15 protein-coding genes are annotated in these 12,474 nt (G+C 66.2%); 5 read left to right on the top strand and 10 right to left on the bottom strand.

Features of this window, described 5'->3' with window-relative positions; translation table 11 throughout:
• Positions 1-366: 366 nt before the first annotated feature.
• Positions 367-600: a hypothetical protein gene (locus V7082_RS10625; protein ID WP_334148332.1), complete on the top strand. Its 234-nt coding sequence runs from the start codon at positions 367-369 to the stop codon at positions 598-600.
• A 96-nt stretch (positions 601-696) separates the two neighbouring features.
• Positions 697-819, top strand: coding sequence for a hypothetical protein (locus V7082_RS10630; protein WP_334148333.1), 123 nt, complete (start codon positions 697-699; stop codon positions 817-819).
• A gap of 136 nt (positions 820-955) precedes the next feature.
• On the opposite strand, the gene V7082_RS10635 is transcribed toward V7082_RS10630, so the two are convergent.
• The gene (locus V7082_RS10635; protein WP_334148335.1) at positions 956-1,414 is read right to left on the bottom strand and encodes a hypothetical protein; all 459 of its coding nucleotides are present in this window, start codon (positions 1,412-1,414) and stop codon (positions 956-958) included.
• A 152-nt stretch (positions 1,415-1,566) separates the two neighbouring features.
• Between V7082_RS10635 and V7082_RS10640 the strand changes: the two genes are divergently transcribed.
• Positions 1,567-1,950 (top strand): hypothetical protein, encoded by a 384-nt coding sequence (locus V7082_RS10640; protein ID WP_334148337.1) that lies wholly within the window; start codon positions 1,567-1,569, stop codon positions 1,948-1,950.
• Between the two features lie 22 nt (positions 1,951-1,972).
• Here the strand turns inward: V7082_RS10640 and V7082_RS10645 are convergent, their stop codons facing one another.
• The 9 genes from V7082_RS10645 to V7082_RS10685 all read right to left on the bottom strand — a co-directional run bounded on the left by V7082_RS10645 (position 1,973) and on the right by V7082_RS10685 (position 9,988).
• The gene (locus V7082_RS10645) at positions 1,973-2,476 is read right to left on the bottom strand and encodes a hypothetical protein (protein WP_334148339.1); all 504 of its coding nucleotides are present in this window, start codon (positions 2,474-2,476) and stop codon (positions 1,973-1,975) included.
• A gap of 141 nt (positions 2,477-2,617) precedes the next feature.
• Positions 2,618-3,667, bottom strand: a complete 1,050-nt coding sequence (locus tag V7082_RS10650; RefSeq protein ID WP_334148341.1) for an extensin-like domain-containing protein — start codon at positions 3,665-3,667, stop codon at positions 2,618-2,620.
• A gap of 257 nt (positions 3,668-3,924) precedes the next feature.
• The gene (locus V7082_RS10655; RefSeq protein ID WP_334148343.1) at positions 3,925-4,371 is read right to left on the bottom strand and encodes a hypothetical protein; all 447 of its coding nucleotides are present in this window, start codon (positions 4,369-4,371) and stop codon (positions 3,925-3,927) included.
• A 144-nt stretch (positions 4,372-4,515) separates the two neighbouring features.
• On the bottom strand, positions 4,516-6,312 hold the full coding sequence (locus tag V7082_RS10660) for a cation:proton antiporter domain-containing protein (protein ID WP_334148344.1): 1,797 nt from the start codon (positions 6,310-6,312) through the stop codon (positions 4,516-4,518).
• 159 nt (positions 6,313-6,471) lie between these two features.
• A complete protein-coding gene (locus tag V7082_RS10665; protein ID WP_334148345.1) occupies positions 6,472-6,831 on the bottom strand; it encodes an outer membrane protein assembly factor BamB family protein in 360 nt (119 codons plus the stop codon).
• Positions 6,809-7,318, bottom strand: coding sequence for a DUF2165 family protein (locus V7082_RS10670; RefSeq protein ID WP_334148347.1), 510 nt, complete (start codon positions 7,316-7,318; stop codon positions 6,809-6,811). Before V7082_RS10670 ends, V7082_RS10665 begins: the two co-directional genes overlap by 23 nt.
• Before the next feature lie 116 nt (positions 7,319-7,434).
• Positions 7,435-8,181 (bottom strand): SGNH/GDSL hydrolase family protein, encoded by a 747-nt coding sequence (locus tag V7082_RS10675; protein ID WP_334148348.1) that lies wholly within the window; start codon positions 8,179-8,181, stop codon positions 7,435-7,437.
• Between the two features lie 41 nt (positions 8,182-8,222).
• Positions 8,223-9,359 (bottom strand): OpgC family protein, encoded by a 1,137-nt coding sequence (locus V7082_RS10680; RefSeq protein WP_334148349.1) that lies wholly within the window; start codon positions 9,357-9,359, stop codon positions 8,223-8,225.
• 329 nt (positions 9,360-9,688) lie between these two features.
• Positions 9,689-9,988, bottom strand: coding sequence for a hypothetical protein (locus V7082_RS10685; RefSeq protein WP_334148350.1), 300 nt, complete (start codon positions 9,986-9,988; stop codon positions 9,689-9,691).
• A 412-nt stretch (positions 9,989-10,400) separates the two neighbouring features.
• Here V7082_RS10685 and V7082_RS10690 point away from each other — a divergent pair, with 412 nt between their 5' ends.
• A complete protein-coding gene (locus tag V7082_RS10690) occupies positions 10,401-10,619 on the top strand; it encodes a cold-shock protein (RefSeq protein ID WP_334148351.1) in 219 nt (72 codons plus the stop codon).
• A gap of 420 nt (positions 10,620-11,039) precedes the next feature.
• The coding region (locus V7082_RS10695; protein WP_334148352.1) for a DEAD/DEAH box helicase at positions 11,040-12,474 on the top strand (1,435 nt) is incomplete at its 3' end.

Genomic DNA, 12,474 nt, shown 5'->3' on the forward strand with positions numbered 1-12,474 from the left:
ATTATGGTGGCCCCGCCCCTATCGAAGACAATCACAATCACGCAATGACGCTCGCTGAACAAGAATAGCCTAAGGCTATGGCCTCTGGTCCGACCAACCGCCGATGTCTGCTATTGGCCCTTGGCAGCCCTCACAAATCTTATCCCCTCCCCCATATGGCCGCCCCGACCCTCTTTGCATCCCGCGACGCGCGAAGATATCCCCCTGTGCCAACACCGGAGGACACTGTCGGTGCAGGTGGCAACGGCAGGCCATACGCCGTAGTGCAGGGCCCAATCGCCGGCAACACACGGCAGTCTTCTTTCCCAAGGCGCGAAGCTGGCGTTATAGTCGGGCCGCACAGCAATGGAATTGGAGGTGGGCCCGATGATCTTCACGCTCCAACGCGGCAAGCGCTACAAGACGACCATCACGCTGGGCTTCGTCGAGCGCCTTGCAACCAATGAGACGATCGCCGATAAATTCCGCGCCGCCGGCTTCACCGACGTCGAGGTGAGAGGCGACGGCGGGACCCGCTATGCAACGGGCGTCTGGAATTCGGACGATCTGCGCCCGACCTTCCCGCCTCAGATCAGCGAGGTGACGGAAGTCGCCGCCTGAAGCCCGCCTGTCCTCTGCCTGAAACCCCATGAGCGGGCGGGGCCGCAGCGGAGCCCGCTCACGAAAACCGTTCTTGTTTCCAGCAGAGGATCATGCATGCCCACCATGTCAGACCAGCGCCGCAGGCGCATCCAGGCCCAGCAGCGCAAGGCGAGGAACGCCGAGAAGCGTACCGCCAAGGCGCAAAAACAAGAGCGCAACCAAGCGAGCGGCAAGTAGCCGGCGCCCCCGGGCGAGGGACAACGCCACGCAGATCATGATCGCTTCGGACCTTGCCCGTCCGAAGCGTCTCTCATCGGTCTCGTCGGAAACTCGAGACGCGGCTCCGATCAAATAAGACGAGCCGCGTTTCAATCTAGCGTGACGCCACCAGCATGACACCGAAGCTGCGGCCGAACACATCCGCGGCCGCGACCCGCTCTGGCCGCGCCGGACGGGAAACGCGCGACCGCGGCACGGCGGCGCGCTTCGCCCGGGGCTCGAAGGACGCAAGCTCCGTCCGCTCGGCAATGTCCAGCCGCTCCGCAAGGACGCGCGCGGAGACCCCAGGCACCTCGAGGACAGAAGGCACTTCGAGAACGGACGGCACACGCGCGATTTGGGGATAGGACGGCGCGACGGGCGTCAGGCCTGCCATCTGCCGGCGCTCAATGAGCGTGGGCGGCCGTTCGCCGGTCCCCGTCATATACGGGGCCATCAAGCCGGCAACCTGCGTCGCGACCTGACGCGAGAGGTCGACGCAGAGGACCGCAAGCCCGGCGACGAACGCCAGATACGCCCCCTGGGGCATGAGTTTTACGACCGACGCATACACGGAACGGCTCCTTGCCCCGGGCAACGCACGCGCGCGTGTCCGGTTCCTTTGCCGTCATCGACATATCCCCTTCCGGCCGTCGGGGCGTGTGTTAAACTGTCGCCCGCATGACCCGGGGGGACGGAGGGAAGCTCGACCTGGGAGGTGCTGCCATGCATTTTAAGCTTGCGCTGACGGGAGTTGCCGCCGTCGGGATCGCATATTTCGCTGCGGCGCTTTGGACTCCGGCTCACGCATTGAGCCCGTTAACCCCGAAGGTCGCGGGCAAGACCGATACGAGCCTTGTCGTGCAGATCCACCGCCGCCATCGCCACTGGCGCCGCGGATACGCCTATTATCCGGAAGCCCGCTGGTACCGCTACCGGTATCGGCCGTACGATGATTTCTATTACGAACCCTACGGTTACGAGCCGTACTACGATGCGCCCCGTCGCTACCGCTACGGGCCTTATTTCGGTCCGTACGATCGCCGCGGCTGGGGCGTTTACGACTATGGCCTCTATAGGCCGCGGTTCGGGCTCATCATCGGTTTCTGACCGGCGGAACCGCCGCCGACGCTCACTCGCAGGCCACCGAGATCGTGACCCCGGCTGTCGGAACAAATTTCTTGCAGCCGAGCGCCACCGGCGCCGTGGCGGCCTCGGGCGGCGTCGATGGAGCCGAAGCGTTCGTAAGGGTAGGCTGCTCAGTCGAGGCCTGGACGTGCGGCCGGGAGTCTACCCGCTCGGCGCGTTCCACCGGAGCAGCGGAAGGCTTCTTGGAGACAGTGTACGCCTCGGCCGCCGGCGCCTCGCTTTCAGGCGCGGCATCCCTGGTCGCCACGTTTCGGGAAGCGGCCGCTTTGGGTGAGCCTTGCGGACCGGCGATCTGACGCGCTGGAGCGCGACGCTTCGCAGGGCGCTCCTTCACCGCCGTATTGCGCGCCTTCCGCCGTGCGTTGGGATGAGGCGAGTTGGCGACCTCCGGCGTGTACTCGCAGGAAATACAGGCCGCGGCAGGCGAGACGAAAAGTGGTTCCCAGACGAGGAGAGCCACACAGGAAACGAGGAGGGTCCGGATCATGAGAAACTCCGGCGGTTTCGGAGGGCGCGAGCAGGCGCACACCTCTCGAGCGGCGAACATGAACTGCACTTTAGATCAGTCAGCGGATCCAAGACAGACTATTCTGCACCGGAAGCCGTAAACCAAACCCTTCCGCAGCCTCTATTCGCAATAGCCGCGACCACGTCGGGAGATGAGATCCAGGTGGAAATGGTTGCGGTGAGGATCGTTAGCCTCTGGGCCAAGCACGGTGCCGAACTCGCGGCACGCCCCCTCGTGAATGGCGCGCAGAAACAGGGCTTCTTTGCCGGGTTTCGCCGGTACGCCCGCAGCCGTCGTCTCCCCATCCTTGGACACCGGCCGCAGCGAAACCGAGGGTGGCGAGAGCGACGCCTGCGTGACCGGGTTAACCTTCTGCTTTGATTTATCGGCGGTTCCGGCGAGAGACCCCTTCGCTTTGGCTCCGTCGCCCGCCTGCACGGGCACAGCTTTGGTTTTGGCCTCCGCCAGGGCTTTCGCCTTGGCCTGCTGCTGGGCCTTGATATCCCGCGCCGTCAGCCCCCAGCCCTTAAGAACCCGCACCATGCGCCCGTCCGCAAAGCCGAAGCCGCCGATGTCGATCGCATTGGCCAAGGCGTGCTGGCTGAGCTTCGCGTTCGGAAGATTATAGATGTTGCGGCACGAATACCCGTACGCGCCGACGATGCGCACCACCTCCGACCGCATGCGCTCGCGCGCTGTCGGCTGCAGCGTAGTCTTCACCCATCGATCGAGCGCCGCCACCATGCGGCAGTTCACATCGACCGGCGGATCGAACACGATCGTAGGAGAGGAGCCCACGCTCTTGAGACGCACGGGCGCCGGGAGACCGCAGGGTCCCTTCTTGACGGGCTCGAGCCATTCGACGTCGGCAGCCGTCGTCGAAAGAATATGCATGCACTGCTCGCGCCCGCGGACGATCTCGTCCTCCGGCCACACGTCCTCGATGTCGCTCGCCGCAGTGGCTTCGGACGACACGGCACCGGCCACGGCCGGCAACGGGGCGGGGCCTGGCGCCGTCGCAGCACGAGGCACGCCGACGGTCGGCGGCACGTCGCCAGGACGCGCGCCGGGCTCGAGCGCAGGAAGCGCCGCCAGCGCGAGCAGCCCTGTCATCACGACGTGCGACAGGCCTCCCGACAGCGCCGGAATGGGTTCTTCTCTTCGCAGCACGGCCTTTCCGCCCACCAGTTCCGAAAAGATTTACCGCCGTTAGCGTCCCGGCGAGAGTACCCGCGAGGCTCTAACGATCCCTTAGAACAGGCGAAAAAGTCTTAGATATGTCGGATTTGGCAAAGGCCGCTAATACCCATTTCAGGGTTAAGGGCGAGCGGACAAATTCCGGGCTTCGTGAGCTGGAAAGGCTCTAAGGAGCCTCGAAAGCCTGGAGCGTGATCTCGTGAGCCGAGAACACGCCCCAGAGGATCGGCTCAGCCCTCCGCGAGACGGGTGAACTGCTTTTTGCTGTAGTGCTTCTTGGACGGCTTGCTCGCATGCTCCTTTTTCGGAATGCGATTTTCGGCAAGCTCCTTCTTGGAGGCGCGCTTCTCGGCGAAATGCTTCTTCGAGCTGCTCTTCTGCGCCACTTTCTTTTTCGAGACGGTCGTCTTCGCGGCGTACGTCTTGGCTTTGTAGGTTTTCTTGCTCGCGACCTTCGTCTTGACCTCTCCCGCAGCGATCAGCGCATCGATGCACCGCGTGGAGAGCCGAGGCCCGACCGCTCTCATGCATTTGCGCACGCCGGGGCTTCCGACGGCGTGCATGCTGCAATGAGCGAAATAATCGGCGGCGCATGCCATCTTGACGGCATGGCTGACCGCAGACGCTTGAGACACTGAGAACGCAAGCACCACGACGGCAAGGATGGCGGCTTTCATTGGGGTGTCCTCCGTGACACCCCAACAGTTCTACTGATTCTCCAGAATTTGACGAAGAAGTTTGTGAATAATATGCGGCAAATCTGCCGACAGCACTTGACCTCGGATGCGCGCAGAGGCAGCGCCGCCGCGACTCTCGCCGCTTCAGCGCCGCAGCACCTTGGCTCGGATGGAGCGCGTGGTCAGCAGACCGGCCTGCGTCGCGGCCTCCTGAAGCTCATGGCGGAACTCGTCGCGCTTCTCGTGGATCGACGCGATCACGAGTCCGGTCGGAAGCCCCAATCCGACCAGCGTCGCTTCCGAGAGCTGGAGGCTCGCTTCGATCGTCTCGGGCACCGCGTCCGTCACGCCCGTGAGATAGAGATGGCGCGCGTGGCTGGCATCGCGTGCCCGCGCGACGAGCAGGATGTCGGGGCGGATGGCCCGCACCGATCTCACGATCTCATCGACACCCGTTCGCGAGCCGGCCGTGATGATCACCGCCACAGCTTCCCCGAGACCGGCGCTCGCGAGGAACCCCGGGCTGGTCGCGTCCCCGAAGAAGACCTCGCGGCCGCGGCGGCGATGCTCGGTCACCACCGCCGGATCGCTGTCCACGGCGATGAACGGAAACTTGTGCGCCTGGAGCAGGTCGGTCACCACCTGCCCGACGCGTCCGTGACCGATGACGATGGCGTGCCCTTTCGCGGCCTTGGGTCCGATGGCGAGCCCGGGATCGCGCGCCTTGGGCTTCTCGAGCTTCGACGACAGGCGCCGGTCGATCTGCGCCAGGAGCGGAATGAGCGCCATGCTGAGCGACGTCACGGCGAGCGTGAAGCTCGACGTCTCCGTGCCGACGACACCGACGGCCGAGGCCATGCCGATACCGACGAACGCGAACTCACCACCAGGTCCCAGCAGCAGCCCTGTTTCGAGCGCCGCCGGCCACGGCACCTGGAAGAGGCGCGCGAGACCGACCAGCAGGGAGGACTTGAGCATGATGACGCCGGCCACGGCGAGGATCAGCAGGACCGGCTCGCGCGCGAGTTCGCGCAGGTCGATGTTCATCCCTACGGTGAAGAAGAAGATGCCGAGCAAGAGCCCCTTGAAGGGATCGATGGTGGCCTCGATGGCCTTGCGGTATTCCGATTCCGCGAGCATCAGGCCGGCGACGAACGCTCCGAGCGACATCGGCAGGCCCGCAACGCCGGCGGCCGTCGCCGTCCCGACGATGACGAACAGGATGGCCGCCACGAACAGCTCGTTCATGCCGAACGAGGAGACCAGCCGGAAGAGCGGCCTCAGGAACAGGCGGCCGACCAGCACGATCAATCCGATCGCCAGCACCGCCGTACCAACGGCCAGCGCAACGCCCGTGAGCGCCGGGGCGTTGGTCCCGCGGCCGAGGATGGAGATCGTGAGCAGGATCGGCACCACCGCAAGGTCCTGCGCGAGAAGCACGGAGAAGCTCGCACGGCCGGCGGCGGTGGTCAGGCGGCGCTGGTTCGCGAGGATCTCGATCACGATGGCGGTGGAGGACAGGGCGAGGCACGCGCCGAGCACCACGGCAACGGCCGGCCCCTCTCCGGTCAGCGCGACGGCGCCGCCGATCACGGCCGTCGACAGCACCACCTGCAGCGTGCCGAGACCGAACACCAGGCGGCGCATGGTCTGCAGGCGCTGGTAGGTGAGTTCGAGCCCGATCACGAACAAGAGGAACACGACGCCAAGCTCCGCGATTGCGGAGACGTTCTTGGCGTCCACCACCGTGACCCAAGAGAGGAACGGAAGCTCGCCCCTGAAGGATCCGAGCCCGAGCGGCCCCAGGACGGCCCCGGCGCACAGGTAGCCGAGCACGCTGCTGATGCCCCAACGCTGTACGAGCGGCACGACGATGCCCGCCGTCCCGAGAACGACCAGCGCATCCGTATAGGCGTCGACGTTGAACGCGGCTGCGGCCATACAAACCCTCTGAGCACAGAACCATGAAGGGTCGGACGCCGGCGCACAAGGGCGCTCTTCGGGCGGACATCGGCGGGACGGCGGACGAGGCGCGGCCGACACACACGCCCGCACGCTCCATCGGATAACGAGGGCTCCCCTCCCCGCCTAGGTCATGACCTAGCTTTCGAGCCGCGCCACGTAATCGGTGGCCAGCCCGCCGACCGCAAGGCTCGTCTCGCTCGCCCCGCGGCCGCGCAGCGCCGTGTGCCACAGCATCGACCCATCCTCGAGCCTGAGCGCGAACACATGGCCCATGGAGCCCGCGAGCACGATGCCTTCGGCGATGCCGACGGAAACCGCCTGCCCGTCGCAGGCCGACGCGCCGGGCTTCTCCGCCAGCACCTGCGTCCAGATCAGCCGTCCCGTCGCACCGTCGATGAGATGTACCTGCCCGGCGTGCCCGACGGCGACGACGCTGTCGCCGGCGAACGCGGGCGCAAACGGCACCTTGATGTCACCGACGTCTGTCATGGCCATGGTCCGTATCCTCCTGGTTGACGAAGATCAGCACCAAACCGAACGAGGCGGCGAACCGAAACGCGGCCGCCTGCCCGTTCCACGTCTGCGACTGCCACATCTGGAACCACTCGCCGCCGACGACGAGGAAGCCGAAGAAGTAGAGCGCAAAGCCGGCCGCGAGACCGGCGACGGCCGGCCCCTTCGCCGCATTGAATTGAGACGCCGACCGGGCGCGCGCCGCGAACAGGCGCCACGCTCCGAGCATGCAGAGGAAGCCGACGGCAAGCTCCGAGGCGATGATGAGCGCAAAGGCGGCACGATGGGCCCATTCGCTCGTAATCGCCCGCCCCAGGAGGGCGTTCCCCGGAAACGTCGTGTCCATGGAGAGCACGTGCTGAACGAACGCGAAGTTCGTCCCGCCGTCGATGACGTTGTCGGCACCGACCAGCAAAGCGAACGCGCCGACGCTCGCCGTCAATGCCGCCTTGGACAAGCGAACGATCATCACGGACCCCATCGCTACGGTCCGTTGTCGCATGGATCGCGTCCGGGTGACAACGCCGCGAAGGGCGCGGGGAGACCATACCCCGCGCGGCCCGATCGGTCAGAGCCGACTTAGCTTCAGAGAGCCTGATCCCTATGCACGGCCATCTCTGCGGACGGCGCCGCGGCGGGGGGCGGCGGCGCAGGCGCGGCCGCGACGGAGCGCAACGATTGCGCCACGAGGCGCCCGATGCAGTCGTACGCCCGGTCGTTGAGATGGAACTGGTCCGGCGCCAGCAGCGTCGCGGTCGTGAACTGCGCGCTCGCGATCAGGTGCTGCATGATGCGGTAGCGCTGCACCAGTGGCACCTTGAGGTCGGCCGCCACCTCGCGCATCGCATCCATGTAGAGCGGACCGTCCTTGAGCTTCTTGAAGCTCGGATAGAACTGCTGGTCGATGAACACGACATCCGCGCCCAGCGCGCGCAGCCTCTCGACGCCCGTGCGGAGCTGCTGGCGGTACTCCGCGATCGGCACGCCGCGGATGGCATCGTTGACACCGGTCTGCCAGATGACGAGCTGCGGACGCCGCGGGGCGACGTCCTTGTCGATGCGCGCCAGCATGTGGCGGGCGAGCTGCCCGCCGACACCCGCATTGATCACCCGTACGTCGCTCTTGGGCCAGGCGGCACGCAGCTCCTGCTCGAGCCGGACCGGATAGGTGTGCGCACGGCTCGTCGCCCCCGCGCCCCACGTGCTCGACGAGCCGAGAGCCACGATCCGGATCGGCTTTCCCTGGCTCACCGCCGCCAGCAGTTTCGGCAGCGGCGCCTGAAACGCCAGAAGCTCCGCCGGCACGGTGCAGCCGCCAGCCGATGCCGGCACGGCGCCGGCCGCACCGATTGCTGCGAAGGAAGCCAGACAGGTTAGGAGGCGAGCGCGGGAACCGAGGGCCGCGAAACGCGAGACAGCTCTTTGCGGCGCGACATCTGCCATGCAATCACACTCATGATCCCGATGCCGGCGGCGTTAACGGCAAGCATCGTCATTGGGTTGGAGCCCAGCTCCGTGAGCGCTATCCAACCAAAAAATGACAGGAGTGTGCCAAGGGAAAAGATTTCGAGGGAGTGTTTGCCGCAGGTCTGGACCACATTGGCCCACGGACGCTTGAGCCACGAGGCCTGAGCGGGCACCAGCGTCGCGACGAGGTAGGCGAGCGCCAGCACGTGCAGGAGCCGCCAGGCCGACAGGTCGTGCTTGCTCATCGGCTCCACCAGGTCGCGCGGCAGGAGCCGCCCGTCGGGCAGCCACGGCACCGCCACCCAAGGGGCCGCGACGACGAACGCAAAGACGAGGTAGGCCCCGATGGGGATGAGAAACTCCGGCCGCGGCCGTAACGGCGCGCGCCGCAAGAGCACCGACGCGGCAACCCCGGTGGTGAACAGGAGCTGCCAGGCAAACGGGTTGAAGAACCATCCCGTCACGCGGTGATGCGTGGGCAGGTTGAGGCTCGCGACGTTGGCGACGAGCCAGATGCCGACCGAGACCGTCATCGCCAGCGCGACGCTCCGCTTGATGAGGAACAGCGCGGCCGGCAGCCAGAACATCAGCACGACGTACATCGGCAGGATGTTCATCTGGTTCGGCTGGTAGAACAGCGCCATCGTCGCGCCAAGCGTCCGGAGCGGATCCTTGGCGAGCTCGGCGATGGCGATGTTGTTCACGTAGGCCGGGTTCTGGAACAGCCGGGCCGCCGTATAGAGCAGCAGCGCGGAGGCGATGAAGATGCCGATGTGCCAGACGTAGATCTCGCGGGCCCGCCGGCTTGCGCGCTGGAACGCGCCCCGGAAATCCTCGCGCTCGCTCATGGACCAGTAGGCGAGCCCCGCCGAATAGCCCGCGAGCAGCACGAACACCTCGCTCGCGTCCGAGAAGCCGAAGTTCTGCAGCGTCGCGCGCGCCCAGGTATTGTCCGGGACGTGGTCGATGAAGATGAAGATGAGGGCGAGGCCGCGGAAGAAATCGATCCGCAGATCCCGCTCCTTCTGGCCGAGGCTGCTCATACCGGGAACGATCGTGTTGTTGACATGAATGAAGCCTGAACGCACGGCATCCACTCGCATGAACCCCTGAGACGGGCCAAGAGTTTCGTTGGATTGTCGCCCCTCGCCGCAAAAGCGAGTGCTTCTACGGCCAAATTGTGGCTCGGCAAGCAACAACGAGCGGTCTGAGCGAGCCGGTCAGGAACACTGCATCAAGAGCGCCATGCCGCGCAGGATCCTCGGCCGCATCCCGGATGAGTCGCACGAGGAGCCTCGCTCCGGATCCTGAGCAAAGCCGCTCCGGACATCGGATCATGGACATCGCCGCCGTACGCCAAACGAGGCACGCGCTAAACGACTTGCGTCACGCGCTGGTTCTCGAGCCATTTGGCGATCACGCTCCGGTCGTGGAATTCGATCGCCCCGCAGTTCTGGCAGACGATCATCAGCACATGGAGCGTCGAGCTCGCGGAGCAATCCGCCGTGGCGCCGCGCTGGCAGCTCAGCGTGTGGACGTCGAGATCACATTTCGAGCGGAACCGCCCGCAGACGGCACAGTTGGTGAGATGCTTGCCGAACAGGAACCTGTCCACATCGGCCTTCGTGATCTCGTGGGCCTTCGCCATCTCACGGGTTTGCGTCTCGGCCATCGCACCACCCTTCGCTGCGTCATTTCCTCGAACTTTTCTTTTTTTTAAAGATAATCCGCGCGCACCCCAGGGGCAAGGATCGGAGCCCGGCATTCGCAATGCAGCATCGAGGAAAAGCCGCACGTCTGACCGCTCGCCGGCGAACGCGCATTGGCGGCAGAACCCACCCGGCGGGCTTGCACCTGAGATGGATCCGGCGAAGCGCGCTCAAAACCGCCCTTGCTTTCGCCACAGACAGCCCGCATATAACGCAGGCCGGTGCGCTCCGAGGTGGACGTACCCTCACGAAGTTGAATGAGAGAGCGTGCCACCGGCCGTTTTGCCTTATTCCTGATCGACTGAGATCCCGGGCGTACGGCGTGCCGTCCGGGACTGGCTCATCTTTTTTTGCACGCAAGAAGGAAACTGACGCATGGATCGCATCACGGGCACCGTGAAGTTCTTCAATACCGCGAAGGGCTTCGGCTTCATCCAGCCCGAGGACGGATCAAAGGACGTCTTCATCCACGTCTCCGCGCTCGAGCGCGCCGGCATCAACGGCGTCTACGAGGGCGACAAGCTTTCGTTCGTCCTCGAGGACGACCGCAAGGGCCGCGGCAAGCAGGCCGGACAGGTCCAGTTGGTCTCTTAAGAGGCCCGCGAGACATCCGCGACGGTCCGATCGGACCATGACGCCGCCGGCCTCGCCGGCGGCGTTCGTCGTTCCGGAAACGCCCGCGTAAGCCAGTCCGCGCCACCTCAGGCGGGGTCCTCCGCGCGATGCCCTGCGACTCTGCCGCGGCCGGCCCGTCCTTGACTTCGCACGCCCACCATGAGACAAGCCGCGCAACGCTCGAAAGAGTCGAGCGTCTTTCCGGCGCTCCAGCCGCGTGAAGGGACAAGTCTCGGGCATAAAGATAAGCCCTATTCGTCCCCCTGTTGAGCGCGCCCCGAAGAACTCCCCATCCGACAGCCCAGGCCACGCGGGGCGTCATCGAAACGAAAGAGCGCCTCGCCGCAGCGGCAGAGGCCGCTTGCCGCTATGCGCGGCCAAGACAAGAAAGACCATCCATTGACATCATTTACCGATCTTCGCCTCGCCGAGCCGATCCTCAAGGCGCTCGAGGGCGAAGGCTACAAGACCCCGACCCCGATCCAGGCCCAGGCGATCCCGCCGGTCATGGAGGGCCGCAACCTCCTCGGCATCGCGCAGACCGGCACCGGCAAGACGGCCGCCTTCGCGCTCCCGATCCTGCATCGGCTTGCAGCCGACCGCCGTCCGGCGCCGCGCAAGGGCTGCCGGGTGCTGATCCTCTCGCCCACGCGTGAGCTTTGCTCGCAGATCGGCGAGAGCTTCCGCGCCTACGGCCGCCACCTCGGCATCACCGTCGCCGTCGTTTTCGGCGGCGTCGCCCATCGCCCGCAGATCCAGGCGCTTGCGCGCGGTGTCGACGTGCTGGTCGCCGCCCCGGGCCGCCTGCTCGACCTGATGGAGCAGCGCTGCGCCGACCTCTCCGGCACCGAGATCTTCGTCCTCGACGAGGCCGACCAGATGCTGGACCTCGGCTTCGTGAAGCCGATCCGCCGCATCGTTTCGCATCTGTCGCACCGCCGCCAGAACCTGTTCTTCTCCGCCACCATGCCGAAGGAGATCGCGGGCCTCGCCGACGAGCTCCTGAACAATCCCGTGAAGGTCTCCGTCGCCCCCGTCGCCACCACGGCCGAGCGCGTGCGCCAGCGCGTGATCCACATCGAGACCGGCAAGAAGCGTGCGCTGCTGGCGGAGTTGCTCGCCGATTCCGAGATGACGCGCACGCTCGTCTTCACCCGCACCAAGCGCGGCGCCGACCGCGTGGCCCGCCACCTCGAGACGGCCGGCATGAAGGCCGCGGCCATCCACGGCAACAAGAGCCAGCGCCAGCGCGAGATCGCGCTCGAGGACTTCAAGCAGGCACGCATCGACGTGCTCGTCGCGACCGATATCGCCGCGCGCGGCATCGACATCGACCTCGTTACGCATGTCGTCAACTACGAGCTGCCCGAGGTTCCCGAGGCCTACGTGCACCGCATCGGCCGCACCGCGCGCGCCGGCGCATCGGGCATCGCCATCTCGCTCTGCGATGCGGAGGAGCGCGACCTGCTCCGCGGCATCGAGCGCCTGACGCGTCAGAAGATCCCGCACGAGGACCGCCGCAACGATCCCTCGATCGTCGCCGACAAGACCCCACCCAGGCGGGACGACGGCCAGCCGACCGGCAACGCCCACCGCGGACGCCGCCATGAAGGCGCAGCCCCGCGCGGCGACCGCGACCGCCGCCGGACGACGCATGAGCCCCGCGCGCACGACACGCGCACACGTGAGCCTCGCGCACATGAGCAGCGCGGCGTCGAGCACGCCGGCGAGTTCGCCCACGCCGACCCGCGCGGCGGCAACCGCGGACGCAACGAGCAGCGCCGCCGCAACGGCGCTCCCCCTCGCGCGGCCGGAGGCGGCGAGCGCCGCTTCG

This window comes from Hyphomicrobium sp. (assembly GCF_036833075.1).
In the GTDB taxonomy this organism is placed as follows: domain Bacteria; phylum Pseudomonadota; class Alphaproteobacteria; order Rhizobiales; family Hyphomicrobiaceae; genus Hyphomicrobium_C.